The organism is Stutzerimonas sp. 21-1 (assembly GCF_056336065.1).
The window spans coordinates 2228072-2253819 of the sequence record NZ_CM150500.1 but is presented as its reverse complement, the minus strand read 5'-3'; the positions used below and the strand labels follow the sequence as shown (position 1 = coordinate 2253819).

20 protein-coding genes and 2 pseudogenes are annotated in these 25748 nt (G+C 64.3%); 8 read left to right on the top strand and 14 right to left on the bottom strand.

Translation table 11 applies throughout. From position 1 onward, the window contains the following. Nucleotides 1–8: 8 nt before the first annotated feature. Nucleotides 9–2543 carry a penicillin acylase family protein gene (locus AC0ZJQ_RS10900; RefSeq protein WP_476476651.1) on the top strand — a complete coding sequence of 845 codons (2535 nt, stop codon included), beginning with the start codon at nt 9–11 and terminating at the stop codon, nt 2541–2543. A gap of 27 nt (nt 2544–2570) precedes the next feature. Here the strand turns inward: AC0ZJQ_RS10900 and tsaA are convergent, their stop codons facing one another. The 5 genes from tsaA to AC0ZJQ_RS10875 all read right to left on the bottom strand — a co-directional run bounded on the left by tsaA (nt 2571) and on the right by AC0ZJQ_RS10875 (nt 7273). Further along, a complete protein-coding gene (tsaA, locus tag AC0ZJQ_RS10895; RefSeq protein WP_476476650.1) occupies nt 2571–3263 on the bottom strand; it encodes a tRNA (N6-threonylcarbamoyladenosine(37)-N6)-methyltransferase TrmO in 693 nt (230 codons plus the stop codon). Nucleotides 3264–3355: 92 nt separating this feature from the next. After that, on the bottom strand, nt 3356–4564 hold the full coding sequence (gene trpB / locus AC0ZJQ_RS10890) for a tryptophan synthase subunit beta (RefSeq protein ID WP_476476649.1): 1209 nt from the start codon (nt 4562–4564) through the stop codon (nt 3356–3358). Between the two features lie 417 nt (nt 4565–4981). After that, entirely contained in the window at nt 4982–5362 is a 381-nt protein-coding gene (locus tag AC0ZJQ_RS10885) for a MerR family DNA-binding protein (protein ID WP_476476648.1), read from the bottom strand. A gap of 992 nt (nt 5363–6354) precedes the next feature. Then, nucleotides 6355–6882, bottom strand: a complete 528-nt coding sequence (locus AC0ZJQ_RS10880; RefSeq protein WP_476476647.1) for a hypothetical protein — start codon at nt 6880–6882, stop codon at nt 6355–6357. 115 nt (nt 6883–6997) lie between these two features. Then, the gene (locus AC0ZJQ_RS10875) at nt 6998–7273 is read right to left on the bottom strand and encodes a hypothetical protein (protein WP_476476646.1); all 276 of its coding nucleotides are present in this window, start codon (nt 7271–7273) and stop codon (nt 6998–7000) included. A gap of 135 nt (nt 7274–7408) precedes the next feature. On the opposite strand from AC0ZJQ_RS10875, the pseudogene AC0ZJQ_RS10870 reads away from it, so the two are divergent. Both AC0ZJQ_RS10870 and AC0ZJQ_RS10865 read left to right on the top strand, forming a co-directional pair. After that, nucleotides 7409–7648 (top strand): annotated as a pseudogene (locus tag AC0ZJQ_RS10870) (phage integrase N-terminal SAM-like domain-containing protein); the annotation flags it as partial. Between the two features lie 105 nt (nt 7649–7753). Next, nucleotides 7754–7822: pseudogene (locus AC0ZJQ_RS10865) on the top strand (integron integrase); the annotation flags it as partial. 92 nt (nt 7823–7914) lie between these two features. Here AC0ZJQ_RS10865 and rimO read toward each other — a convergent pair. The 9 genes from rimO to AC0ZJQ_RS10820 all read right to left on the bottom strand — a co-directional run bounded on the left by rimO (nt 7915) and on the right by AC0ZJQ_RS10820 (nt 21013). Beyond that, complete coding sequence (rimO, locus tag AC0ZJQ_RS10860) at nt 7915–9240, bottom strand: 30S ribosomal protein S12 methylthiotransferase RimO (protein WP_138299757.1); 1326 nt, start codon at nt 9238–9240, stop codon at nt 7915–7917. Nucleotides 9241–9406: 166 nt separating this feature from the next. After that, entirely contained in the window at nt 9407–10522 is a 1116-nt protein-coding gene (gcvT, locus tag AC0ZJQ_RS10855) for a glycine cleavage system aminomethyltransferase GcvT (protein ID WP_476476645.1), read from the bottom strand. A 105-nt stretch (nt 10523–10627) separates the two neighbouring features. Beyond that, entirely contained in the window at nt 10628–12004 is a 1377-nt protein-coding gene (locus tag AC0ZJQ_RS10850) for an L-serine ammonia-lyase (protein WP_476476644.1), read from the bottom strand. Between the two features lie 58 nt (nt 12005–12062). Then, a complete protein-coding gene (gene glyA, locus AC0ZJQ_RS10845) occupies nt 12063–13316 on the bottom strand; it encodes a serine hydroxymethyltransferase (RefSeq protein ID WP_476476643.1) in 1254 nt (417 codons plus the stop codon). Nucleotides 13317–13381: 65 nt separating this feature from the next. Beyond that, nucleotides 13382–14755, bottom strand: a complete 1374-nt coding sequence (locus AC0ZJQ_RS10840; protein ID WP_476476642.1) for an alanine/glycine:cation symporter family protein — start codon at nt 14753–14755, stop codon at nt 13382–13384. A gap of 175 nt (nt 14756–14930) precedes the next feature. After that, entirely contained in the window at nt 14931–17789 is a 2859-nt protein-coding gene (gene gcvP / locus AC0ZJQ_RS10835; RefSeq protein ID WP_008567591.1) for an aminomethyl-transferring glycine dehydrogenase, read from the bottom strand. A gap of 9 nt (nt 17790–17798) precedes the next feature. Further along, a complete protein-coding gene (gcvH, locus tag AC0ZJQ_RS10830; protein WP_008567590.1) occupies nt 17799–18182 on the bottom strand; it encodes a glycine cleavage system protein GcvH in 384 nt (127 codons plus the stop codon). A 328-nt stretch (nt 18183–18510) separates the two neighbouring features. Then, on the bottom strand, nt 18511–20040 hold the full coding sequence (locus tag AC0ZJQ_RS10825) for a sigma-54-dependent transcriptional regulator (protein WP_418652419.1): 1530 nt from the start codon (nt 20038–20040) through the stop codon (nt 18511–18513). 76 nt (nt 20041–20116) lie between these two features. Then, nucleotides 20117–21013, bottom strand: a complete 897-nt coding sequence (locus AC0ZJQ_RS10820) for a helix-turn-helix transcriptional regulator (protein ID WP_476476641.1) — start codon at nt 21011–21013, stop codon at nt 20117–20119. A 309-nt stretch (nt 21014–21322) separates the two neighbouring features. On the opposite strand from AC0ZJQ_RS10820, the gene AC0ZJQ_RS10815 reads away from it, so the two are divergent. Genes AC0ZJQ_RS10815 through AC0ZJQ_RS10795 form a run of 5 tightly spaced genes read left to right on the top strand, consistent with a single transcriptional unit; the run spans nt 21323 to nt 25736 of the window. Next, nucleotides 21323–21517, top strand: a complete 195-nt coding sequence (locus tag AC0ZJQ_RS10815; RefSeq protein WP_476476640.1) for a Flp family type IVb pilin — start codon at nt 21323–21325, stop codon at nt 21515–21517. Nucleotides 21518–21520: 3 nt separating this feature from the next. After that, a complete protein-coding gene (locus tag AC0ZJQ_RS10810) occupies nt 21521–22036 on the top strand; it encodes an A24 family peptidase (RefSeq protein ID WP_476476639.1) in 516 nt (171 codons plus the stop codon). A 14-nt stretch (nt 22037–22050) separates the two neighbouring features. After that, on the top strand, nt 22051–23370 hold the full coding sequence (locus AC0ZJQ_RS10805) for an AAA family ATPase (RefSeq protein ID WP_476476638.1): 1320 nt from the start codon (nt 22051–22053) through the stop codon (nt 23368–23370). Between the two features lie 12 nt (nt 23371–23382). Next, complete coding sequence (cpaB, locus tag AC0ZJQ_RS10800; protein WP_476476637.1) at nt 23383–24177, top strand: Flp pilus assembly protein CpaB; 795 nt, start codon at nt 23383–23385, stop codon at nt 24175–24177. Nucleotides 24178–24233: 56 nt separating this feature from the next. Then, complete coding sequence (locus AC0ZJQ_RS10795; protein ID WP_476476636.1) at nt 24234–25736, top strand: type II and III secretion system protein family protein; 1503 nt, start codon at nt 24234–24236, stop codon at nt 25734–25736. Nucleotides 25737–25748 lie beyond the last annotated feature (12 nt).

Below are 25748 nucleotides of genomic sequence, written 5' to 3'. Positions count from 1 at the left end.
AGTCGTCGATGACGCTGCGTCTGCCTTTTCCCTTGGTTCGCCTGACCGTTGGCATGGCGTTCGGCCTGGTCAGCCTTGCCGGTTGCCAGTCCTATCTGGACAACCGCTACAGCGCCAGCCTGCCGCCGGCGCAAGGTATCCAGCCGTTGTCCGGCCTGGCCGGCAGCGCGAGCATTCGGCGTAATCCCCTGGGCATGCCCTTGATCGAAACCTCGTCGTTTCACGATGCGCTGTTCGCGCTGGGCTACGTTCACGCCACGGACCGCCTGAGCCAGATGGTCAGTCTGCGCCTGACCGCTCAGGGCCGGTTGGCGGAGATGGCCGGACCGGGCGTGCTGGAGATCGACCGCTTCATGCGCACGGTGAATTTGCGCCAGAGCGCCGAGCTGCTCTATCGCGAAAGCTCGCCACGGATGAAGAAGTTCTTCGAGGTCTACGCCCGCGGCGTCAACGCCTATCTGTTCCGTCACCGCGACCGCTTGCCGATGGATCTAGCCGAGTCCGGCTACCGCCCCGAATACTGGAAGCCCGAGGACTCGGTGCTGGTGTTCTGCCTGCTCAATTTCGGCCTGTCGGTGAACCTGCAGGAGGAGATCGCCGCGCTGGTCATGGCGCAGAAGGTCGGCAGCGACAAGCTGGCCTGGCTGCTGCCTACCTACCCGGACGAGCCGCTGCCGGTGGAGGAGGCGGCCAAGCTGCAGGGGCTGAACCTGGGCGGGCAGATTCCGGGGCTTGCCGCGCTGGAGCGCGCCGCCGGTCAGGTCGCGGCGCTGAACATGCTCGGCGTCGCCGCATCGAACAACTGGGCGATTGCCGGCAGCCATACGCGCGGTGGCAAGCCGATCCTGGCCAACGACACCCATCTGCCGCTGTCGATGCCCTCGTACTGGAATTTCGTGCAGATCCGCGCACCGAAATTCCAGGCCGCAGGTGTCTCCATTGCCGGTGTGCCGGCGGTGGTCGCCGGTTTCAACGGCAAGCTGGGCTGGGGCATGACGATGGTCATGGGCGACAACCAGGACCTGTTCCTCGAGCGGATTCGTCGCGAAGGCTCGCGCCTGATGTATCAGGCCGACGGCAAGTGGCTCGCCGCGCGCGAGCGGCATGAGACGTTCTTCATCAAGGGGCAGCGGCCGGTTCGCGAAATCATCTACGAAACCCGCCACGGCCCGTTGCTCAACAGCGCACTGGGCGAGCGCAAGCACCCGATTCAGCCGATGCAGCTCGGCAGCGGCTATGGCCTGGCGCTCAAGACCACGCAGCTGGAAGCGGACAAATCGCTGGATGCGTTTTTCGACCTCTCGCGCGCGCAGTCCGTCGATGAAGCCTTCGCCGCCACCGGCAGGATCGGCACGAGCGCGTTGAACATGGTCTTCGCCGACCGTCAGAGCATTGGCTGGCAGGTGACCGGACGTTTTCCCAACCGTCGTGAAGGGCTCGGGCTGATGCCGTCGCCCGGCTGGGACGGGCGCTACGACTGGGACGGGTTTGCCGATCCGATGCTGCATCCCTACGACCAGGACCCCGCGCAGGGCTGGCTGGGCACCGCCAACCACCGCATAGCACCGCGCGGCTACGGCATGCAGCTTTCCAGCACCTGGTATGCGCCGGAGCGCTTCGAGCGTCTCGCCGAGCTGGCCGGGCGCGGCAAGCACGACACCCGCAGCACCATCGCCATGCAGTACGACCAGACCACGACATTCGCCGCCAAGCTCAAGGCGATGTTCGAGGTGCCCGGGATGGCCGAGCCGCTGCGTGCCGCCATCGCGGCGCTGCCAGCCGGCGAGCGTGCCAAGGCCGAGGAGGCCTACCGGCGGCTGCTGGCGTTCGACGGCCGTCTCGCCGCCAGCTCGGCGGATGCCGCGCTGTATGGCGCGTTCCTGCACGAAAGTGCGCGCCATACCTTCCTCGATGAACTGGGGCCGGACGACAGCCAAGCCTGGAAAGCCCTGCTGCAGGTGTCTGGCCTGTCCTATTCGGCGCAGGCCGATCATCTGCTCGGCCGCGACGACAGTCCGTTCTGGGACGACATCGGTACGCCGCAGGTCGAGGACAAACCGGCGATCCTGGCGCGCAGTCTGGCCGCAGCGGTGAATCTGCTGGAGGCGCAGCTGGGGCACGACCGCAGCGGCTGGCAGTGGGGCAAGCTGCATCGTTACGAGTGGCTTACCGGCAGTACCCAGCTGGCGCCGCACCTGCCGGCGGGGCAGGCGCGCTCGATCAAGGCGCTGCATGGCTATCTGAATCGCGGACCCTATCCGGCGGGTGGCGACCACAGCACGCTGAACGTCTCGGCGTACCACTGGGGTGAGGGGTTCGATACCTGGCTGATTCCGGCGATGCGCATCATCGTCGACTTCAATCAGGCAGAGCCGATGCTGGGGCTGAACAGCTCGGGGCAGTCAGGCAATCCGGCCAGCCCGCACTATGCGGATGGCATCGATGCCTGGATGAAAGCTCAGTACCTGAGTTTCCCGTTCCAGCCGGCCAACCTGGACAAGGTCTATGGCACCCGGCGCCTGTTGCTGACACCGAAGAAATAGCCGCTTCGCGTGGTCGAGGTGGCAGCGCTAGGCGCGAACCACCTCGATCACGCGGATTGTGTCCGGTGCGGGGTAGTGCCAGCGGACTTGCACGTCCCAGAACTGCGTGCCATAGCGCCGTTCGGGATCGGGCTTCTGGTACGCCGGGCGTGGGTCCTGCGCCAGGCACTGTTCGATCAGTTCCACCAGCGGCTCGCCCAGGCGCAGCGCCTCGCCACGGGCCTGAGCCAGCCCTGACTCGCTCCACTGCACCTCGAGCAACCGGGGCGGTGCCGCCGCCATCGCGTTCGTGGCGTCTGGCAAGGCGTCGGCGTAGGGCACGTAGGGTTTGATATCGAGCACCGGCGTACCGTCGAGCAGATCGATGCCGGAAAGCCACAGCCGATTCGCCTCCACCTTCTCCAGCTTCACCACCGATTGGCCGATGCCGTTGGGGCGATGGGTCGAGCGGGTGGCGAACACGCCGGTCATGCGGTTACCGCCCAGGCGCGGCGGACGCACCCTGAGACGCGGCTTGTCCTCCAGCGCCTGGTGGAACAGGAACAGCAGCCAAACATGGCTGACCTGCTCCAATCCGGCCACCGCCTCGCCGGTGTCGAACGGCGGCAGCAGTTCCAGCACGCCGCGTGCGGCAGGGGCTAGCTGTGGCTGGCGCGGGATGGCGAACTTCTCTTTAAAGCAGGAGTGCAGGATTCCGACAGGGCGGACGTTATGCAGCATGGAAGGCGCCCGGGAAAGGAACGAGGCTGCGGATGATACGCGCCGCACGCGGCGAGAACACCCCGCGCCGCGAGCGCGGGGCGCAGGTTCGACTACAGGCCCAGCAGGCGCGCGACGTAGTCGGCGTCCTTGTCGCCACGGCCGGACAGGTTGACCAGGATGTGCGTGTCCTGCGGCAGCGTTGGCGCCACACGGATCGCCCAAGCTATCGCGTGGGCGCTTTCCAGCGCCGGGATGATGCCTTCCACGCGCGACAGGGTCATGAACGCGTCGAGGCATTCCTGATCAGTCGCCGTCTGATAGTTCACCCGGCCGAGATCCTTCAGATAGCTGTGCTGTGGGCCGACGCCGGGGTAGTCCAGCCCGGACGCGATGGAGTGCACCGGCGACGGATTTCCCTCGGCATCCTCCAGCACGTAGCAGGCCATGCCGTGCAGCTCGCCCGGCTTGCCCTTGGACAGCGTCGCCGAGTGACGGCCGGGCTTGTCCAGGCTCTCGCCGGCCGGCTCGATACCAACCAGGTCGACCGCGGCATCCTCAAGAAACGCGGTGAACATGCCCATGGCATTGGAGCCGCCACCCACGCAGGCGACGACCTGATCGGGCAGACGGCCATGTTTGGCCAGGAACTGCGCACGCGCCTCGGTACCGATGATCGACTGGAAGTCGCGCACCATCTTCGGGAACGGATGCGGGCCAACCACCGAACCGATGGCGTAGATGTAGTTGTGCGGGTCTTTCAGGTATTCCTCGAAGGCGCTGTCCACCGCTTCCTTGAGCGTCGCCGCGCCGCGGGTCACCGGCACCAGCTTGCAGCCGAGGATCCTCATCTTGGTGACGTTGGGGTGTTCCTTCTCGATATCCACCTGGCCCATGTGGATCTCGCAGGGAATGCCCACCAGCGCGCAGGCGGTAGCCAGCGCCACGCCGTGCTGGCCGGCGCCGGTTTCGGCGATCACCTTCTGCTTGCCCATGAATTTGGCCAGTAGCGCCTCGCCCAGGCAGTGATTGATCTTGTGCGCGCCGGTGTGGTTCAGGTCCTCGCGCTTGAGATGAATCTGCGCGCCACCGAGCTGCTCGGACAGGCGTCGGGCATGGAAGATCGGGCTCGGCCGGCCGACGTAGTCAGCGAAAAGGGCCGCCAGTTCCTGCTGAAAGTCCTCGCGCTGGCGGATTTCCTCGTACGCCAGGTTGATGTCGTCCATGGCCTGTTTCAGGTGCGGCGGCACCAGCTGGCCGCCATAGGGGCCGAAATATCCGTTGGCATCAGGCATGGCGGCGAAGCGCGAGTCTTGGGTCATGGTCGTGCGAGTCCTGATAGGGGGCGTGAAAATCTGCAGTTTATCGGAGGTCATTCGTTCGGGGCTGCGGCAGATCAGCATGCACGTCGGCCTCGTGCATCCACAGCGATCAGTGTGGCGCGTGGTTGCCCACCGAGGCCGCGCTGGACGAGCTGCCAGATCCCGCAGGAGCGGTGATAGCGGGTATTCACGCGGCGACCCGGGCCGAAGCGTGGGCGGATTCTATGCCGCCTCACCACGATCGCGGAATCCGGCGCGAGGTCAGCAGTATGTGGCCGAGGACCGAGGTCGTTCTTCCATCAATCGCTGGTTTGGGCGGAGCTTGGTCGGTGGGGAGGCGGGCGGCAGATTGCTCCTCAGCCGCAGCGTGGAACTAGCCGGCCTGGGTGCAGGCTCGGTTGAATCTGGAGTTAGCCATCACGCTCGGTAGCTGGTCGCCTTGAGAATTGGTGGATCGAGGTAATTTCCCCCGGTGCTATTCCGAGCGATTCCAGAAAATCCTGATGCGCATCGGGTGACATCTTCTCGAATTCCGCATGCCATTTTTGCATTCCTTCTTCGTTCAATCCGGTGGAGGCGAGTAGCGCAATCCACTGCTCCTTGGTAATTGAACGACTCTTTCGCAGCCTGCGCGTCGCCGAGCAATTGGGCGATGACGTGTTGTTGCTGTCGGAGTCTGGCGATTTCCTCGTTGACCTTCTGCAAGTGACGTTCCAGCACCACAGGAGCAGATGCGCCATCGGCCTGTAATAGCGCTCCGATGACATCCAGCGAGAGCCCCGCATCGCGATAGGTCATTATCCCTACCATGCGCTGCACATCATCTTAGGAATAAAGGCGATAGCCAGATTGGTGAGGAGAAAATATAAAGATCTCGATGGCCTCGATGCTTATTTGGGATGTGGTTTGATATTTTCTCTAGTGTAAGCTCACCATGCTTTTCAAGCATTTTTTAGTATTTTAATTGCATGCCCTTTCATGGCGATTGGCCAGCTTCTAACGATTAAGCTAACGGGCGGACAAAAGCGCAGCTTTTGGACGTCCAGCGAACGAAGTGAGCGAAAGTTGAGCGCATTGTTATGCGCTGAACTGGCCCAGGGCTGCCATTAACGAAATAGAGAACACGAAAATTCCGACGCAGCATACATACGCCTCATTTTTTGATCCGCTCAACCATTCGCGCTTGGGGTATTTCCCAAGTGTGACGGCTTTTACAAAAGGCCAGCCTATAGCGTAGAAGAAGGTTCCGAGTAGTAACTCGCTTACTACGTAGCCTAGGAAGCGGAGTATCGGGCTTAGTAGTTCGTCCATGTGGCTCCAGCGTATAACGTTTGGCTAAGGGGCCGGCTTAAGCCGGCCCCAGTGAGCGAAGCGAACGATTTGAGCCAGTTGTTAGGCTTTTAACCACTCGCGCAGGAGTGAAGCGGTGTACGGTTCGAAACTTTTAATTACCCAGAGAAATAATGCTAGCTTCAAAGCCAAGATGACCCAGGAGAAAAAACCATATCGGCTATGCCTTAGCCAGTCGTCTAGAAATTTAGGGCCTACGAATACAAACCAAAGCACGGGGGACACTAAAAATATTGAAGTTATCCAGTTTTCGACGGTGTTCGGCTTTACGGTAATTATGGCTAGCGGAATGCACGCGAGCATATGCCATAAGCCGGTATGGCGTTTTTTATGTAGCGGGATATTCAGCGGTTTTGATGGCATTCGATAGCCTAACGTTTGGTTAAGGGGCCGGCTTTAGCCGGTTCCGAGTGAGCGAAGCGAACGGCTTGAACGATTTGTTATGGGCGCTCTGCAGAGGAGCCTACAACGCTCAAGCAGTAGTCTCTTGTTGTGACCACTGTATGCATTACAGAGCCCGCGGCCTCGCCAAAATTCTCCGGGACAATCCATTCGCAGAATGCAGTTAGCTCCCCAATAGTTGAGCCAACTATCGCGGAGTATCTCTTCTCGCCCTCTTTAAGGCTTAGCGGTTGCTTGGTTTCATCGTCGATGATGTGTGCTGCGTATTTGCTGCGAAATTGATAGATCTTTCTGCTCTCTATTTCGGCTTTGAGCCTGCGGCAGCTTAATTTCACATCTTCAGGAAAGGAATTTATTTCCTTGCCGTAGTGATTGAGTGCCTCCCACAGCTTTGAGAGCGAAACTATTAGTGAGGTTGTGCACATTCTGAAATAGGAGATTGTTTTTTGGCTGGCAGGGTCAAAATTTTCTCCGGCCAGATGCTCTCTAATGGCTGTCGTGGCTGTTGTTAGATCAACTATTTGATCTACCAGTATCCATTTCAAATGATTAAGCTTCTCGTCCATGTGATAGTGACCATAACGATTAAGCTAACGGGCGAGCAAAAGCGTAGCTTTTGCGAGTCCAGCGAACGAAGTGAGCGACAGTTGATCGCATTGTTATGTTTCTCCTACACCGTGGCTAGTCTAGGAAGTCCACTGGGACTGTCTTCATAAACTCTTTAGCTCTTTTAATGAGAGCTTCCCACCCGGCTTTAGGCGTTTCGGTTACGCCATTTTCAATAAGTGACTTCTCAAGTAAGTCAGCTAGCCCCCAGATAGCTCTCTTTTCCTCATTTGAGAGGCTGTCGTATGGCTGCAGGTCTGAAAACTTGTCAGAGATTACCTCCCAGGCGAGCAGGAGGTGGCCAAGGGGTATTTTGATCGATGCTTCTTTAGAGAAATCTTCGGTTTCCATTTTGGAGATTTCCTGCACTTGAAGCATAACTATAAGTAGGCGACACAAATGGCGTAAAAAACTACGTCACATGTGTCGCATAAAATTCTTTGTCACCTTGCAAGTCCTTGTCTAGCCTGAAAAACGCATCAACAGATGCGACACGAATCAGGGAGCAACAGCGACATTGATAACAAGCCTAGGCTGCTCGACCAGGTGCGAGGGCAGATTCGATTGCGACACTATTCGATTCGTACCGAAGCTGTCTATTTGGAGTGGATCAGGCGCTTCATTCGTTTTCATAAGTACCGACATCCACAGGATATGGGCGCGTCTGAAGTGGAGGCCTTTCTCAGTGATCTGGCGGTGCGCCGTGATGTTTCGGCGTCCACGCAGAACCAAGCGCTGTCGGCGATTCTGTTTCTGTACAAGCAGGTGTTGCAGATAGAGTTGCCGTGGCTGGAGGGTGTGATCAGGGCGAAGCACGCATTTGCTGAGAGCGGCCAGGACATTCGCACGGTGCAGGAACTGCTCGGCCATGCCGATGTAACCACGCAGATCTACACTCATGCCTCAATCGCGGTGGTCTGGCGATGCTCAGTCCGCTCGACCGCCCATAAAGAAGCCCCGCATGAGCGGGGCTTCTTTGGCAGGCGCGGTGATCAGATCACTTCGGCCCAGAGGTCGTACTCGTCGGCGTTGGTGACGCGTACACGGACTTTGTCGCCCGGCTGCAGCGGCTGTTCGCTGTCGACGTAGACCATGCCGTCGATTTCCGGTGCGTCGGCCCAGGAGCGGCCGATGGCGCCGTCTTCGTCCACTTCGTCGATCAGCACGTCCATCTCGCGACCGACTTTCAGCTGCAGGCGCGCTGCGCTGATGGCCTGCTGGTGGGCCATGAAACGGTCCCAGCGGTCTTGTTTGACCTCGTCCGGTACCGGCTCCAGGCCCATATCCTCGGCCGGTGCGCCGTCGACCGGTGAGTACTGGAAGCAGCCGACGCGGTCGAGCTGGGCTTCGGTCAGCCAGTCGAGCAGGTACTGGAAGTCTTCCTCGGTCTCGCCGGGGAAGCCGACGATGAAGGTGGAGCGGATGGTCAGCTCGGGGCAGATCTCGCGCCACTTCTGGATGCGTGCCAGGGTCTTGTCCTCGAAGGCCGGGCGCTTCATGGCCTTGAGCACCTTCGGGCTGGCGTGCTGGAAGGGGATGTCCAGGTACGGCAGGATCTTGCCGGCGGCCATCAGCGGGATCACGTCGTCGACGTTCGGGTACGGATAGACGTAGTGCAGGCGCACCCATACGCCCATCTTGCCCAGCGCTTCGCACAGCTCGAGCATGCGCGTCTTGACCGGCTGGCCGTCCCAGAAGTCGAGCTTGTACTTGAGGTCGACGCCGTAGGCGCTGGTGTCCTGGCTGATCACCAGGATTTCCTTCACGCCGGCCTTGACCAGGCGTTCGGCCTCGGACAGCACGTCACCGACCGGGCGGCTGACCAGCTTGCCGCGCATCGACGGGATGATGCAGAAGCTGCAACTGTGGTTGCAGCCTTCGGAAATCTTCAGGTAGGCGTAGTGGCGCGGGGTGAGCTTGATGCCCTGCGGCGGCACCAGATCGACGAAGGGGTCGTGCTCGATGCTCGGCGGCACCACTTCATGCACGGCGTTGACCACCTGCTCGTACTGCTGCGGGCCGGTGACGGCCAGCACGCTGGGGTGTACGCCGCGGATGTTGTTCTCGTCCACGCCCATGCAGCCGGTGACGATCACCTTGCCGTTCTCGGCGATGGCCTCGCCGATGGCATCCAGCGATTCGGCCTTGGCGCTGTCGATGAAGCCGCAGGTGTTGACCACCACCACGTCGGCATCCTCGTAGGACGGCACGATCTGGTAACCCTCCATGCGCAGCTGAGTAAGAATGCGCTCGGAGTCGACGGTTGCTTTAGGGCAGCCGAGGGACACGAACCCTACACTTGGGACTTTATTCGACATGACAGGCCGGGCCTCGGTGATGCGGCAGGGGAAAAATGGCGCGAGATTATACAGCGATCTGCGCCTTTTCGATGCACGTAGCGATGCCGAATATCAGCTCGCACGATGAGCCCGCCGGCAGCGAATCGCCGCAGTGTCGCGGCGATTCGCTGTGCACCAGCGATGTTCAGCCGCGGTAGTAGCGTTGCGGCACGAACGGCGTCTTGGACACTTTCATCGGTACGCGCTTGCCACGCACCAGCGCCCAGACCTCGCTGTCGAGCGCGGCATGGCTGCTGGCGACATACCCCATCGCCAGCGGCGCGCCCAGGCTCGGGCCGAAACCGCCGCTGGTGACCTGGCCGATCGGGCTGCCATCGGCATCGACCAGCTCGGCACCTTCGCGCACCGGCATGCGGTCCTGTGGCAGCAGGCCGACGCGCTTGCTCGGCACGCCGTCGCGCTGCTGGGCGAAGATGCGTTCGGCACCCGGGAAGCCACCGGCCCGCGCACCATCGGCGCGGCGCACCTTGGAGATGGCCCACAGCAGGCTGGCATCGATGGGGGTGGTGGCGCTGCTCATGTCGTGGCCGTACAGGCACAGGCCGGCTTCCAGGCGCAGCGAGTCGCGCGCGCCGAGGCCGATCGGCTGGACTTCCGGCTCGGCCAGCAGGGCGCGGGCGAGCTGTTCGGCGGCGACCGCCGGTACGGAAATCTCGAAACCGTCCTCGCCGGTGTAGCCGGAGCGGCTGACATAGCAGTCGATGCCGGCCACGGCGACCCGCGCGAAGTTCATGAAGGTCATCTTCGTCACGTCCGGCGCCAGGCGCGCCAGCACGTCGACGGCGCGCGGTCCCTGCAGGGCGAGCAGCGCGCGCGACTCGAACAGCGATTCGATCTCGCAGCGGTCGCCGATGTGTTTGCGCAGATGGGTAAGGTCCTGCTCCTTGCAGGCGGCGTTGACCACCAGGAACAGCCGGTCGTTGCCCAGGTTGGCGACCATCAGATCGTCGAGGATGCCGCCGTTCTCGTCGGTGAACAGCGCGTAGCGCTGCATGCCCACCGGCAGGTCGATGATGTCCACCGGCACCAGGCTTTCCAGCGCGGCCGCGGCCTGCGGGCCGTGCAGCAGGATCTGGCCCATGTGCGATACGTCGAACAGACCGGCCTGCTCGCGGCAGTGCAGGTGTTCCTTGAGCACGCCCAGCGGGTATTGCACCGGCATGTCGTAGCCGGCGAACGGAACCATCTTGGCGCCCAGTTCCAGATGTAGGGCGTGCAGCGGAGTTTTTTCCAGGGACATTGCTCGTTCCTCAATATGAAGGAGCCGCAAACTTCAAACCGCACGCTGCAGGGTGAAACTGACGTTTCACCTGCCGCTGCCGATGTCAGCTTGCCGCTGCTTTTTTCAACATTCGATGATGTTCACGGCCAGCCCACCGCGGGCGGTTTCCTTGTACTTGCTCTTCATGTCCGCACCGGTCTGGCGCATGGTGCGGATGACCTTGTCCAGCGAGATGAAGTGATGACCGTCGCCGCGCAGCGCCAGGCGCGCGGCGTTGATCGCCTTCACCGAGCCCATTGCGTTGCGCTCGATGCACGGCACCTGCACCAGCCCGCCGACCGGGTCGCAGGTCAGGCCGAGGTTGTGTTCCATGCCGATCTCGGCGGCGTTCTCGACCTGCGGCGGAGTGCCGCCGAGCACCTCGCACAGTGCTCCGGCGGCCATTGAGCAGGCCACGCCGACCTCGCCCTGGCAGCCGACCTCGGCGCCGGAAATCGAGGCGTTCTCCTTGTAGAGGATGCCGATGGCCGCAGCCGTGAGCAGGAAGCGCTCGACGCCCTCGATGTTGGCGCCCGGGATGAAGCGCATGTAGTAGTGCAGCACTGCCGGCACGATGCCGGCCGCGCCGTTGGTGGGCGCGGTAACCACGCGTCCGCCGCTGGCGTTCTCCTCGTTCACTGCCAGCGCGTAGAGGTTCACCCAGTCCACTACCGACAGCGGGTCGCGCAGGGCGGCCTCGGGGTTACCGCTCAGCTGGCGGTACATCGCCGCCGCGCGACGCTTGACCTTGAGGCCGCCGGGCATGATGCCCTCGTTGTGGCAGCCGGCTTCGACGCAGTCCTGCATGACCTGCCAGATGCGTTGCAGGCCGTTGCGGGTTTCCTCGTCCGGGCGCCAGGCGCGCTCGTTCTCGCGCATCAGCGCGCTGATCGACAGACCGTGCTCGGCGCACAGCGCCAGCAGTTCGGCGCCGCTGCGAAACGGGTAGGGCAGCGGGGTACTGTCCTCGACGATGCGATCGGCACCGGCGGCGCTGTCGTCGACCACGAAGCCGCCGCCCACCGAGTAGTACTCACGCGAACGCAGCTGCAAGCCAGCGGCGTCGAAGGCACGAAAGATCATGCCGTTGGGATGGTATGGCAGCGGCTTGCGGATCAACGCCAGGTGTTCCTTCTCGACGAAGCGGATCGGCCGCTCGCCGCCCAGTTTCAGCTCGCCGTTGGCGCGGATCGTCTCCAGACGCTGCGGGATCAGCGCAGTGTCGACCCGCTCCGGCAGTTCGCCTTGCAGGCCGAGCAGCACGGCCTTGTCGCTGCCGTGGCCCTTGCCGGTGGCGCCGAGCGAGCCGTACAGCTCCACCCGTACGCTCGCCGTGGCGGCCAGCAGATCGTCGCGACGCAGGCCGTCGACGAAGCGCACCGCCGCGCGCATCGGGCCGACGGTGTGCGAACTGGATGGCCCGATGCCGATCTTGAACAGGTCGAAAACGCTCAGGGACATGGCATGTACTCCGATTGCGGGAGCCGTACCAGCGGCCCGCGCAACATCGATGGCCTGGTTATTCAACATAGACGGGGAACGTCGCGCAGAGGTCGGTGACCTGGGCTTTGACGCGCTCGATCACCGCCGGATTGTCGATGTCATCGAGGATGTCGCAGATCCAGCCGGCCAGCTCGCGGCACTCGCCCTCGCCGAAACCGCGCGTGGTCACCGCCGGCGTGCCGATGCGGATGCCCGAGGTCACGAACGGCGACTGCGGGTCGTTGGGCACGGCGTTCTTGTTCACCGTGATATGCGCGCTGCCCAGCGCGGCGTCGGCGGCCTTGCCGGTCAGGCCCTGGCGGATCAGGCTGACCAGCATCAGGTGGTTGTCGGTGCCGCCGGACACCACGTCATAACCGCGGCCGACGAAGACTTCGGCCATCGTGCGGGCGTTCTGTACCACCTGCGCCTGGTAGTCGCGAAAGCCCGGTTCCAGCGCTTCCTTGAAGCACACCGCCTTGGCGGCGATCACATGCATCAGCGGGCCGCCCTGGGCGCCCGGGAATACGGCGGAGTTGAGCTTCTTCTCGATCTCCTCGTTCTTCTTCGCCAGGATCAGGCCGCCACGCGGGCCGCGCAGGGTCTTGTGGGTGGTGGTGGTGACCACGTCGGCGAACGGCACCGGGTTGGGATACAGCCCGGCCGCGACCAGCCCGGCGACGTGGGCCATGTCGACGAACAGGTAGGCGCCGACCTTGTCGGCAATTGCGCGGAAACGGGCGAAATCCAGCACGCGGGAATAGGCGGAGAAGCCGGCGACGATCATCTTCGGCTTGTGCTCGACGGCCAGCCGCTCGACTTCGTCATAGTCGATCAGGCCCTGCTCATCGATACCGTATTGCACGGCGTTGTACAGCTTGCCCGAGGAGGAAACCTTGGCGCCGTGGGTCAGGTGGCCGCCGTGGGCCAGGCTCATGCCGAGCAGGGTGTCGCCGGCATTGAGCAACGCCAGGTACACCGCGCTGTTGGCCGAGGAGCCCGAGTGCGGCTGGACGTTGGCATAGTCGGCGCCGAACAGCTCCTTGGCGCGATCGATGGCCAGCTGCTCGACCACGTCGACGTACTCGCAACCGCCGTAGTAGCGCTTGCCCGGGTAGCCTTCGGCGTACTTGTTGGTCAGGCCGCTGCCCTGGGCCTGCATGACCTGCGGGCTGGTGTAGTTTTCCGAGGCGATCAGCTCGATGTGGTCTTCCTGGCGGCGGTCTTCGGCCGCGATGGCCTGGGCCAGCGCCGGGTCGTACTGGGTCAGCGTCAGGTTCTTGTGGAACATGTTTTTCACCTCTTGTAGGGAGCGGGCGCGACGCGCGTCGCGCCTCGAATCATCGGTTCGCGCCTTCAGCGCTCGAAGGACACGGCCGCCTGCATACGGCGCCGGGCGAAATATTCACGGGTGAGCTTGACCACCACCGGGCTGAGCAGCACCAGCGAGATCAGGTTGGGAATGGCCATCAGGCCGTTGAGGGTGTCGGCGACCAGCCAGGCGAAGTCGAGCTGGGCGACGGCGCCGAAGGGAATCGCCACGACCCAGAGCACGCGGAACGGCAGGATCGATTTGGTGCCGACCAGGTACTCCCAGCAGCGCTCGCCGTAGTAGCTCCAGCCGAGGATGGTGGTGTAGCTGAACACCACCAGCGACAGCGCCAGAATGTACTGGCCCACGCCCGGCAGAGCGGTCTCGAAGGCCACGCTGGACAGCGCCGCACCGCTGGCGCCGCTGGTCCAGACGCCGGTGGTGAGGATCACCAGGGCGGTCATCGAGCAGACGATGATGGTGTCGATGAAAGTGCCCAGCATGCCGATCAGCCCCGAGCGCACCGAGCAACGGGTGGTGCCGGCGGCCTGCGCGATACCGGCAGTGCCCAGGCCCGCTTCGTTGGAGAAGATGCCGCGCGCCACACCGAAGCGGATCGCCGCCATCACCGCTGCACCGGCGAAGCCGCCGGTGGCTGCGGCCGGGTTGAAGGCGTGGTCGAAGATCAGTGCGAAGGCGCCGGGGATGGCCTGATAGTTGAGTGCCAGCACGGTCAGCGAAGCGACGACGTAGCCGACGCACATGAACGGCACCAGCATCTCGGCGACCTTGCCGATGCGCCGGACGCCGCCGAGGATCACCATTCCGGTGACGACCATGGTCGCCACGCCGGTGGCCCAGTCCGGAATGCCGAACGAGCCCTGCAGCGCGTCGGCCATGCTGTTGACCTGCACCATATTGCCGATGCCGAAACCTGCCAGGCCGCCGAACAGCGCGAAGACGCCGCCCATCCAGGCCCACCGGCTGCCCAGGCCGTTCTTGATGGCGTACATCGGCCCGCCGACATGCTCGCCGCGCTCGTCCTTCTCGCGGTAATGCACGGCCAGCACCACTTCGCAGTATTTGGTGGCCATGCCCACCAGCGCCGTACACCACATCCAGAACACCGCGCCGGGGCCGCCGAGGAAGATCGCCGTGGCCACGCCCGCGATGTTGCCGGTGCCGACGGTAGCGGCCAGACAGGTCATCAGCGCCTGAAACGGGCTGATCTCGCCGGATTCCTCATCGTCCTTGTGGCGCCCTTTCCAGAGCAGGGCGAAGCCGGCCGGGATGTTCAGCCAGGGCATGAATTTCAGATAGATCATCAGGAACAGACCGGTGCCGAGGATCAGCACCAGCATGGGGACGCCCCAGACAAGGGCATTGATGTCGTTTACCAACGTATTGAGGGTTTCCATAACTACTCCAATCTTGTTTTTATTTGGTAGCCGGTTATTGGCGTGGCCCGGAGGCGGTGGGTGCTTGTGGCTCCCGTGTTGTTATGGGTACGGTTTGGTAGTGAGGACACTGGCCGGCGTGCGGCGGGGGATCGCCCCGCCCGCAGGCCGGCTTCCGGTCGAGGCCGGGGGCGCGTCAGTCCTGATAGACCTCCATCGGTGGGCACGAGCAGACCAGGTTGCGGTCGCCGTAGACGTTGTCGACACGCGCCACGGGCGGCCAGTACTTGCTGTCCACCGCGGTCTTGCCGGGGTACACCGCCTGCTCGCGGCTGTAGGGATGCGACCACTGGCCGGCCAGTTCTGCCGCAGTATGCGGCGCGTTGGTCAGCGGGTTGTCGGTGCTGTCCAGCTCGCCGTTTTCCACCGCACGGATTTCCTCGCGGATGGCGATCATGGCGTCGATGAAGCGATCCAGTTCCTCCTTCGACTCGCTCTCGGTCGGCTCGATCATCAGCGTGCCGGCCACCGGGAAGGACATGGTCGGCGCGTGGAAACCGAAGTCGATCAGGCGCTTGGCCACGTCATCCACCGAGATACCGCTGGAGTCTTTCAGCGGGCGCAGGTCGAGGATGCACTCATGCGCCACCAGGCCGTTGCCGCCGGTATAGAGCACCGGGTAATGCTCCTCCAGGCGCCGGGCGATGTAGTTGGCGTTGAGGATCGCCATCAGCGAGGCCTGCCGCAGGCCTTCACCGCCCATCATGCTGATGTACATCCAGGTGATCGGCAGGATGCTGGCGCTGCCGAACGGCGCGGCGCAAACGGCACCGTCCTTGCGCTCCATCCGGTCGTGCCCCGGCAGGAACGGCGCCAGGTGCGCCTTCACGCCAATCGGGCCGACCCCCGGGCCGCCGCCGCCGTGCGGAATGCAGAAGGTCTTGTGCAGGTTCAGGTGCGATACGTCGCCGCCGAACTGCCCCGGGGCGCACAGGCCGACCATCGCGTTCATGTTGGCGCCGTCGATGTACACCTGGCCGCCGTGCTGGTGAACGATGGCGCAGATCTCGCGGATGCCTTCCTCGAATACACCGTGGGTCGAGGGGTAGGTGATCATCAGCGCGGCGAGCTGAGCCGCGTGCTGCTCGGCCTTGGCGCGCAGGTCGCCGATATCGACGTTGCCGCGGCTGTCACAGGCCACCACCACCACGCGCATGCCGGCCATGTTGGCGGTCGCCGGGTTGGTGCCGTGGGCCGAGGAGGGGATCAGGCAGACATCGCGCTGGTCGTCGCCGCGGCTCTGGTGATAGGCGCGGATCGCCAGCAAACCGGCATATTCGCCCTGCGAGCCGGCGTTGGGCTGCAGCGAGACGGCGTCGTAACCGGTGGCGGCGCAGAGCATGCGCTCCAGGTCGTCGGTCAGCTGGCGGTAGCCCTGGCTCTGCTCGGCTGGCGCGAACGGGTGCAGGTTGCCGAATTCCGGCCAGGTGATCGGGATCATCTCGCTGGCGGCGTTGAGCTTCATGGTGCATGAGCCAAGCGGGATCATCGCGCGATCCAGCGCCAGGTCCTTGTCCGAGAGCTTGCGCAGGTAGCGCATCAGCTCGGTTTCGGAGTGGTAGCGGTTGAATACCGGGTGCTGCAGGATCGCCGACTGACGCAGCAGGTCCTGCGGCAGTTTGGTCGCGCTGCTGGCCAGCGCATCGAAGCTCGGCAGGCTCTGGCCCGGCTCGGCGAAGACTTCCCACAGACGCTCGACCGCAACGCGATCGGTGGTTTCGTCCAGCGACAGGCCGATGCGCCCGGCATCCACTTCGCGCAGGTTGATGCGCATGTCGCGGGCCTGACGGTGCAGCTGCGCGGTGCGCTCGCCCGTGGCGAGGGTGAGGGTGTCGAAGAAGCTCTGCTGCTCGACGGTAACGCCCAGCGCGCGCAGGCCCTCGGCGAGGATCACGGTCAGCTGGTGCACCCGCCGGGCGATCTGCGTCAGGCCGCGCGGGCCGTGGTAGACGGCGTACATGCTGGCGATGTTGGCCAGCAGTACCTGCGCGGTGCAGATGTTGCTGGTGGCCTTCTCGCGGCGGATGTGCTGCTCGCGGGTCTGCATGGCCAGGCGCAGTGCCGGCTTGCCGTGACGATCCACCGAGAGGCCGACCAGCCGGCCCGGCATGTCGCGCTTGAACGTGTCGCGGGTGGCGAAGTAGGCGGCATGCGGACCGCCGAAGCCCAGCGGCACACCGAAGCGCTGCGCGCTGCCGAGCGCGACGTCGGCGCCGAATTCGCCGGGCGGGGTGAGCAGGCACAGCGCCAGCAGGTCGGCAGCGACTGCCACCAGCGCCTTGGCGTCATGGAAGCGCCCGACCAGTGCGCTGTAGTCGAAGATGTCGCCGTTGCTCGCCGGATACTGCAGCAGGGCGCCGAAGTACAGGCTGACATCGTCCAGCTCGCGCTCGTCGCCGACCACCACTTCGATGCCCAGCGGCTCGGCGCGGGTGCGCAACACGTCGAGGGTCTGCGGGTGGCAGTGCTGCGAGGCGAAGAACGCCTTGGCGGTCTTGTTCTTCGACAGGCGCTGGCAGAAGGTCATGGCCTCGGCGGCGGCGGTGGCCTCGTCGAGCAGCGACGCGTTGGCGATCTCCATGCCGGTGAGGTCGCTGATCAGCGTCTGGAAATTCAGCAGCGCCTCCAGGCGACCCTGGGAGATTTCCGGCTGATAAGGCGTGTAGGCGGTGTACCAGGCCGGGTTTTCCAGCAGGTTGCGCAGGATCGGCGCCGGCGTGTGGGTGCCGTAGTAACCCTGGCCGATATGGCTGGCGAACTGCTGGTTCTGCGCGGCGATGGCCTTGAGCCGGGCCAGGGCCTGAGCTTCGCCGAGACCGGCGCTCAGCTCGAGCACGCTGGTGTCCTTGATGCTGTCGGGGATCACGCTGGCACCGAGCGCCTCCAGCGAGTCATAGCCCAGCTGCTGCAGCATGGCAGCGGTATCGGTCGCACGCGGGCCGATGTGACGACCAACGAATTCGTTGGCGGTGTCGAGGGGGAAAGGCTTGTTCATCGGGCCTCCTCAGACATCGTCGCTGGCGTTGAGCAGACGGTCGTAGGCGGCCTGGTCGAGCAGATCGGCCACGGCGCTGGCGTCTTGCGGGCGGAAGCGGAAGAACCAGCCATCCTGCAGCGGCGAGCTGTTGACCAGCTCCGGGCTGGCTTCCAGCGCGGGGTTGACCTCGACGATTTCGCCTTGCAGCGGCATGGCGATATTGCTGGCGGCCTTCACCGACTCCAGTACCGCGACCTCGTCACCGGCAGCGTATTCCTGCAGCTCCGGCAGCTGCACGAAAACCACATCCCCCAGCGCCTCCTGGGCGAACGGTGTGATACCCACGGTGACCAGGCCGTCGCTATCCAGACGCAGCCATTCGTGATCGGCCGTAAAACGCAATTCGCTCATGGGTGAACTCCTGACTCTTGTTAGGGGCCCGCGACAATCCGCAGCGGGTGGAAAGGCTCGTGCGTTGCAGCGAGCGATTACCCTGATCAGAGCAAGGACAATGCCTGATTTGAAATATCCTTATAAATCAGTAGCTTGTCCAATTCGTGAGCAAGCCGTCGTGATCGATCTGGAGCGATTTCGATACAGCTGAGGCGACAGAGCGCACGCCAGCGTGCGCAGTCGGCCGCTTTGATGCTCTGTAACGATTTCATTCCGTTTGTAGCGAAATCGAAACGGCGCTGGAGCCAATGCGACATGGGCGCTGAGCGGGGCGTTTGGCGACCGCTTACCGGGAGGGAATGCCGTACTTGCGCAGGCGCATGGCGATGGCCGTGTGCGAGGTGCGCAGACGCGTAGCCAGCAGGCGGCTGGAGGGGTAGCTGGCGTAGAGCGTTTCCAGCAGTTCGCGCTCGAACTGGCTGACCGCTTCGCTGAGGCTGCCGACTTCCTCGGTAGGCACGGCGGTGGTGGTGCAGGCGATGTCCAGATCGCTGATTTCCACCGCGCTGCCTTCGCAGATTGCCGCGGCGCGGAAGATCACGTTCTGCAATTGCCGCACGTTGCCCGGCCATTGGTTGGCCAGCAGCGCCGGATAGGTGGCCGGCACCAGGCGGCAGGGTGTGCGGCGAATCTGCGCGCAGGCCTGTTCGAGGAAATGCCGGGCCAGCTGCAGGATGTCCTCGCCACGCTCGCGCAGCGGCGGCACGGCGAGGGTGAGCACGTTGAGGCGGTAGAACAGGTCTTCACGGAAATGGCCTTCATCGACCATGCGCTGCAGATCGCGGTGCGTGGCACTGAGGATGCGCACGTCCACGCGGATCTCGCGCTCGCCGCCGACGCGACGGAAGCTGCCGTCGCTGAGAAAGCGCAGCAGCTTGGCCTGCAGATAAGGCGACATCTCGCCGATCTCGTCGAGAAATACCGTGCCCTGGTGCGCAAGCTCCAGCAGGCCCGGCTTGCCACCGCGCTGGGCGCCGGTGAAGGCGCCGGGCGCATAGCCGAACAGCTCGCTTTCGGCGAGGTTTTCCGGCAGCGCCGCGCAGTTCAGCGCGAGGAAGGGCGCGTTGCGCCGTGCGCTCAGCGTGTGGCAGGCACGCGCCACCAGCTCCTTGCCGGTGCCGGTTTCACCCTGGATCAGCAGCGGCGCATCCAGGCTGGCGACACGCAGCACGCGGGCCTTGAGGGTGCGCAGCGGCGGCGAATCGCCGAGCAGCGCATCCAGACCTTCGGCGTGATCATGGTGCAGCGCCGCCAGGCGGCCGCCGATTCGGTTCGGGGTGTAGAGCGTCAGCAGCGCGCCGGCCAGCTGGTGCGCGCCCGGCAGGTCGGGATCGCTGATCGGCATGGCGTCGAGCAGCAGCGACTGGCCTTCGAGCGTGACCTCGTGCATCGGCAGGCGAAAGCCGTGCGCCAGCAGATTGCTGTGCAACTGCGCATCGCCGAACAGCGCGCTCAACGGCTGGCCCTGCGGATCGTGGCCGGTCAGCTCGATCAGCGCCGGGTTGGCCAGCAACACCTGGCCGCTGGCATTCACCGCCAGCACCGGATCGGGCATGGCGGCGAGCAGCGCGTAGAGCTGCAGGTTGCGTTGCTGGCCCGGCAGGAGGTCAACCACCTCGACCGCCCGTACGCCCCGCACGTTGAACAGCGCCTCGCGCAGTTCTTCGAGTACCTCGGCGCTGAGCGCCGGCGCGTCGATATAGACATGCGGCGGAATCATCTCCACGGCATCGAGGTTGAGGTTGCGCCCGCCGAGCAGCGCAAGAACTTCCTGGGTGATGCCGACGCGATCGATGAAGGTGACGTGGATGCGCATGGGTGAGCCGGGGCGATTGCGGGAGAGCGCAAGTATGCCGCTATTCGCCGCGCCTCACACGCGGGCGAGCGGGGCGCTATTTCGACAGGAAGGTCGGTTCGGCCAGGGGCAGCGACTCGGCCTCCAGGCCCAGGCGCTGCGCGTCGGACAGGTCGCGAACCGCCGCGCGGGCGGCCATCCCGGCGTTGGCGCGGTATTCGCTCGGAGTGCAGCCGACGAGCTGTTTGAACGCCCGGGCGAAGTAGGACGGATCGCGAAAGCCCGCCTCGTAACCGATGGTGGTGATGGACATCCGGCTGTTGTCGAGCCGGTCCTTGGCCAGCTCCAGGCGCTTGCACAGCACGTACTCCTGGTAGCACACGCCGTGCACGTCCTTGAACAGGCGGCTGAAGCGCGAGGGCGTCATCCCGCACAGCTGCGCCAGGTCCCGCTGGTCGATGTTCTCGCACAGGTGCTGGTCGATGTAGTGCAGCGCACGGGCGAGCGACTGGTGCTTCTGGTGATCGGCAGTCAGACGGATGCTGGCCGGCAGGTCGGGGAAGTGCTCGCTGGGAATCTTGCGGTTGCCGCCCTCGGGGTGCTGGCGCAGTTCGCAGAGCTGTTGCAGCGCCTGGCGATAACGCTGCAGCTCGGCGGCTGACAGCGGCAGGGTGAGGTACTCCCACACCCGCGAGCGCATCGCCCACACCGCCAGCTCTTCGGAGTGCTGCACGGTGAACATGGTGATCGGGATCGACGGCGCGGCGCGCTTGACCTGCTGCAGCTGGTTCAGGCCGAGCACGTCGGGGCGATCGTAGTGCATGCAGATCATGTCGATCCGGCGGTTGTGCGGGCTCGCGACAAGGCTGTGGCTCTGTAGCAGACGGCATTCGGCGAACGGGGTGAACTGTTGCATCAGCGTCGCGGTACTGCGGTCGTGTGACAGGTCGAGCCAGAGCAACAAAGGAAGGGTGGGCGAGTTTGACTTCTGCACAGACTCAGCTCTTGGTTGTACTTGTTCGCAGAGAGTATTGGCGATGCGCCATCAGTCGCTAGGAATGGATTCTGCTAAGCGCTGCGCTAGATGGCTATTTGCCGTTATGAGTGTGCGAACGCTTCCCATCCTCCCCGTCAACGTCGCCAGAGGGCGCCAACCAGAGCGTTTGCGGCCTCTGGAAATTGAGTCCTAGCGACCCGCAACGGAGTCCTAACTGCGTAGTGGCACTCTGACTATCTTTCACCTCGAGCGGCGCACGAAGCGTTGCCAGCTGTTGAACCGACATTCCTCAGTGAGGTGAGCGAAATGACCATTCAAACGATCAAGCGCGCGGTGCTGAAGTTCGCGAAGGACGAAGACGGGCTGACCATCGTGGAGTATGCGGTGGCGGGTGGGTTGATTACGGCAGCGGTGGTACTCGGATTCACCAACCTGGGCGCTGCGGTACTTGCAAGGATCAATCAGCTCATCACTGCGCTTGGCGGAACTCCGGCGGCTTAAACCGTGAGCTTCCAAGGCGGAATCAGCGGACTTTTCCTGCTAGCCCTGCTGGGTTATGCGGTGGTCAGCGACCTGCGCCACCACCGCATCCCCAACCTGTTGATCCTGACCGGTTTGGCGCTGGGGCTGGCCGGGCAGCTGTTCAGCGGGGGGCTGGCCGGGCTGGGGCAGGGGCTGCTGGGGGGATTGATCGGCTTCGGGCTGTTTCTGCTGCTGTACGCCGTGGGCGGTATGGCGGCCGGTGATGTGAAGCTGATGGGGATGGTCGGGGTGTTCCTGACGCCCGCACAGGCGCTGAGTGCGACCGCCGCCAGCCTGATGGCCGGCGGTCTGTGCGGGCTGGCCCTGGTGGTCTGGCGCCGGCAGTTGCGCCAGACACTGGGTCGCTACGGGCTGATGCTGCGCACCCAGACCTACCTGGCAGCCGTGCCGGGCGAGGTCGCCGGGCAACCGTTTCCCTACGCCATCGCGATTCTGCTGGGCACGCTCGCCAGCGGCCTGTGGTTCCACTTCAACTAGCGCGGGAGACCGCCATGTACGCCGTCAGCGATAGCGATGCCTACCCGAGCGAGCGTGAAACGGTGCAGCGCTTGGCGCCGCAGCCGCGCACCATCGCCGAGACCGGGCTGAGCGACCAGCTGCTCGTCGACCTGCTGTGCAAGCACCTGCACGAAAGCGGCGCGCTGGACATGGCGCGTCTGGTCGACCGGCTGGCGTTGCCCGGCACTGTGCTGGAGGAAGTGCTGGGCCTGCTGCGCAAGGATGGCCGCATCGAGGTGCTCGGCCAGCACAACGGCCAGGCGCTGCGCTACGGTCTGACCGAGCGAGGCCGTAACGCCGCGCGCGATGCGCTGGACCGCGGCGGCTACATCGGTGCCGCGCCGTTTCCGGTGAGCACCTATCGCTCGCTGGTCAAGCTGCAGACCGTCCACCACGCACGAATCGACGCCGAGAAGATGCGCGCGGCCTACAGCGGCGTGGTGCTCGCCGGTGAACTGCTCGACCAGCTCGGCGTGGCGGTGAATTCCGGCCGCGCGATCATGATCTACGGCCCGGCCGGCACCGGTAAGACCTACATCAGCGGCCGGCTGATACGGCTGTTCAGCGAAGCGATCTGGGTGCCGCACGCCATCGCCGTCAACGATGCGGTGGTGGAAATCTACGACCCGCAGATTCACCAGCGCCTGGATGAGCCCGGGCAGAACAACCTGCTGCTCAACGAAGGCATCGACCGGCGCCTGCTGTGCTGCATGCGCCCGCTGGTGGCCTGCGGTGGCGAACTGAGCATGGAACAGCTGGACGTGCGCTACGACCCGCTCAGCCGGCGCTTCCTGGCGCCGCTGCAGCTCAAGGCGAGCAACGGCCTGTTCATCATCGACGACCTCGGGCGCCAGCGCATGCCGCCGGCCGAGCTGTTCAACCGCTGGATCGTGCCGATGGAGGAAAAACGCGACTTCCTCAACCTCGGCGGCGGCCGCCAGTGCGTGTTGCCGTTCGACCTGATCCTGGTGTTCTCCACCAACCTCAATCCGCTGGAACTGGCCGACGAGGCCTTCCTGCGGCGCATCGGCTACAAGCTGCGCTTCAGCTACCTCAAGCCCTCGGAATACCAGGGCATCTGGCGCCAGGAGAGCGAGCGCCTGGGGATCGACTTCGATCCGCAGCTGCTGCGCTACGTCCTGCGCGAACTCTACGAGGCCGAAGGCATGCCGCTGGTGCCCTGTCACCCGCGCGACCTGCTGGGCATGGCGCTCGATCGCCAGCGCTACGTCGGTGCCAGCGGCCCGCTGACCCCGGACGACCTGCACTGGGCCTGGCAAAACTACTTCGTTCAGCTCGACTACCTCGAATAAGGAGATGCAGACATGGGCTCACGTACCCTCACGCTGATCGCGCTGTCGCTGCTGCTCGGTCTGGGCGCGGTCTGGATGGCCAACAACTGGCTGAGCGCCCGGCTCGACGCCGGCACCACCGACAACACCCAGAACGTGGTAGTGGCCACCACCGAGATTCCCTTCGGGCAGATGGTCGAGGCGCAGCAAGTGACCCTGGTGCGCATGCCCAAGGGCACCGTGCCGGACGACTCCTTCGCGACCACCGAAGAGGTGATCGGCAAGATCGCCACTTTCGGCATGCTGCGCGGCGACGTGCTGCGCGGCGCGCGGCTGGCCGAGCACCTGGGCGGCAGCACGCTGGCCTCGCTGATCGCCACCGACAAGCGCGCGGTATCGGTGCGCGTCGACGATGTGGTGGGGGTGGGCGGCTTCCTCCTGCCGGGCAACCGGGTCGATGTGCTGGCCACCAAGCGCAAGGGCAGCGGCGACGAAGCCGAGGCCAAGACCATTCTCGAAGACCTGCGCGTGCTGGCCGTCGACCAGACCGCCAGCACCGACAAGACCCAGCCGGTGGTGGTGCGCGCGGTGACGCTGGAAATGACCTCCGAGGAGGCCGAACAGCTGGTCAAGGCCATGACCGAAGGGCGCCTGCAACTGGCGCTGCGCAACCCGCTGGATAACCAGAAGAAACCCGTCGCCGCCGCGCCGGCCCCGGCTCCCGTGGCGGTGGCGCCGAAACCGGTGGTGCGCCGCCGCGCGCCGGCGGATAGCGGCGTGACGATCATTCGCGGCACCGAGGTGAACATGACGAAGGTGGGCCTGTAGGCCACCACCGCCAGCGACGCGCGGCCGCGACGGCCTGACATGCAAGGAGAGGGGCTATGAAGAACATGCGCAGAGTGGGGGCTCTGGCCCTGATGCTGGGTAGTCTGGCGATGCTGTCCGGGCTGGCGGGCGCCGAAACCGTGCCGGCAGTACGCGCCACGCCGGCGGCCAATATCAGCGACGTGCAGGTGCCGATCTACAAATCGCGGGTGCTGACCACGCGCACGGCGGTCAAGCGCATCTCGGTGGGCAACCCGGCGATTGCCGACATTCTCATCACCAGCCCGACGCAGCTGTACCTGCTCGGGCGCTCGCTCGGCAGCACCAACGTGCTGCTGTGGGACGGCAACAACCGGCTGATCGACAGCCTCGATCTGGAAGTGGTGCACGACCTGAGCGGGCTGAAAGGCAAGCTGCATCAGGTGCTGCCCAACGAGCCCATCGAGGTGTTCAGCGCCCAGGGTGCGCTGGTGCTGCGCGGCCAGGTCAGCAATGCGGCAGCGATGGACAGCGCGTTGAAGCTGGCCGAGAGCTACGCCCAGCAGGCCACCAAGGACGACAAGCAGGGCGCGCTGGCCGGTGCTGCAGCCGAGCAGCCGATGCCGCTGATCAATCTGATGAGCGTCGGCGGCAGCCAGCAGGTGATGCTGGAGGTGAAGGTCGCCGAGATGCAGCGCAACCTGTTCAAGAACCTCAACGTGCGCTTCAACGCGCTGGACTTCGGCTCGTCCGGGCGCTGGTCGGGCGGGGGATTCAACAATGGCGACGGGCTGGGCTTCGATGAGGACGGCCTGGTCAACCCGACCACGCTGTTCGGCGACGGCACCGGCATCTTCGGCCAGTTCCTGTCGGACAACTTCCTCTTCAACGTGGTGCTCGAAGCGGCCAAGGACAACGGCTCGGCCAAGGTGCTCGCCGAACCGACGCTGACCACCCTGACCGGGCAGCAGGCGGAGTTCATCTCCGGCGGCGAATTCCCGGTGCCGATCACCGAGGACGACGGCATCACCATCGAGTTCAAGGAATTCGGCGTCGGCGTGAAGTTCCTCCCGGTGGTGCTGGATTCCGGGCGGATCAACCTCAACCTCAACGTATCGGTCAGCGAACTTTCCAATGCCAACTCGCTGGTGCTCGACACCGGCCTGGAAAGCATCCTCGGCAACGGCGTCAATCAGGTCATTCCGTCGCTGACCAAGCGCAGCGCGCAGTCCACCGTCGAGCTGGGCAACGGCCAGACCATCGCCATCGCCGGCCTGATCAGCGAGAACACCCGCGACTTCGTCAGCCGCTTCCCCGGCCTGGGCGATGTGCCGGTGCTGGGCCAGCTGTTCCGCAGCCAGCAGTTCATCCACGGCGAAACCGAGCTGGTGATCCTGGTCACGCCGCACCTGGCCAAGCCGGTGGATGCGCGCACGGTACGCCTGCCGACCGAGCATTTCGTCGAACCCAGCGACGCCGAGTTCTACCTGCTCGGCAAGACCAAGGGCAGCACGCCGGGCCGCGCGGTGCCGGTGAGCCTGGGTATCAGCGAAGGCCGCTTCGGCCACGACCTCAAGTAACGGAGCCGCCAC

Bases quoted from the DNA above. Each gene is read 5' to 3' on its own strand.
- AC0ZJQ_RS10875 (WP_476476646.1), bottom strand. From the start codon at position 7,273: ATGGAAACCGAAGATTTCTCTAAAGAAGCATCGATCAAAATACCCCTT.
- gcvP (WP_008567591.1), bottom strand. From the start codon at position 17,789: ATGAACAAGCCTTTCCCCCTCGACACCGCCAACGAATTCGTTGGTCGT.
- rimO (WP_138299757.1), bottom strand. From the start codon at position 9,240: ATGTCGAATAAAGTCCCAAGTGTAGGGTTCGTGTCCCTCGGCTGCCCT.
- AC0ZJQ_RS10795 (WP_476476636.1), top strand. From the start codon at position 24,234: ATGAAGAACATGCGCAGAGTGGGGGCTCTGGCCCTGATGCTGGGTAGT.
- AC0ZJQ_RS10885 (WP_476476648.1), bottom strand. From the start codon at position 5,362: ATGACCTATCGCGATGCGGGGCTCTCGCTGGATGTCATCGGAGCGCTA.
- AC0ZJQ_RS10840 (WP_476476642.1), bottom strand. From the start codon at position 14,755: ATGGAAACCCTCAATACGTTGGTAAACGACATCAATGCCCTTGTCTGG.
- gcvH (WP_008567590.1), bottom strand. From the start codon at position 18,182: ATGAGCGAATTGCGTTTTACGGCCGATCACGAATGGCTGCGTCTGGAT.
- gcvT (WP_476476645.1), bottom strand. From the start codon at position 10,522: ATGTCCCTGGAAAAAACTCCGCTGCACGCCCTACATCTGGAACTGGGC.
- tsaA (WP_476476650.1), bottom strand. From the start codon at position 3,263: ATGCTGCATAACGTCCGCCCTGTCGGAATCCTGCACTCCTGCTTTAAA.
- trpB (WP_476476649.1), bottom strand. From the start codon at position 4,564: ATGACCCAAGACTCGCGCTTCGCCGCCATGCCTGATGCCAACGGATAT.
- AC0ZJQ_RS10815 (WP_476476640.1), top strand. From the start codon at position 21,323: ATGACCATTCAAACGATCAAGCGCGCGGTGCTGAAGTTCGCGAAGGAC.
- AC0ZJQ_RS10900 (WP_476476651.1), top strand. From the start codon at position 9: ATGACGCTGCGTCTGCCTTTTCCCTTGGTTCGCCTGACCGTTGGCATG.
- AC0ZJQ_RS10880 (WP_476476647.1), bottom strand. From the start codon at position 6,882: ATGGACGAGAAGCTTAATCATTTGAAATGGATACTGGTAGATCAAATA.
- AC0ZJQ_RS10825 (WP_418652419.1), bottom strand. From the start codon at position 20,040: ATGCGCATCCACGTCACCTTCATCGATCGCGTCGGCATCACCCAGGAA.
- glyA (WP_476476643.1), bottom strand. From the start codon at position 13,316: ATGTTCCACAAGAACCTGACGCTGACCCAGTACGACCCGGCGCTGGCC.
- AC0ZJQ_RS10850 (WP_476476644.1), bottom strand. From the start codon at position 12,004: ATGTCCCTGAGCGTTTTCGACCTGTTCAAGATCGGCATCGGGCCATCC.
- cpaB (WP_476476637.1), top strand. From the start codon at position 23,383: ATGGGCTCACGTACCCTCACGCTGATCGCGCTGTCGCTGCTGCTCGGT.
- AC0ZJQ_RS10805 (WP_476476638.1), top strand. From the start codon at position 22,051: ATGTACGCCGTCAGCGATAGCGATGCCTACCCGAGCGAGCGTGAAACG.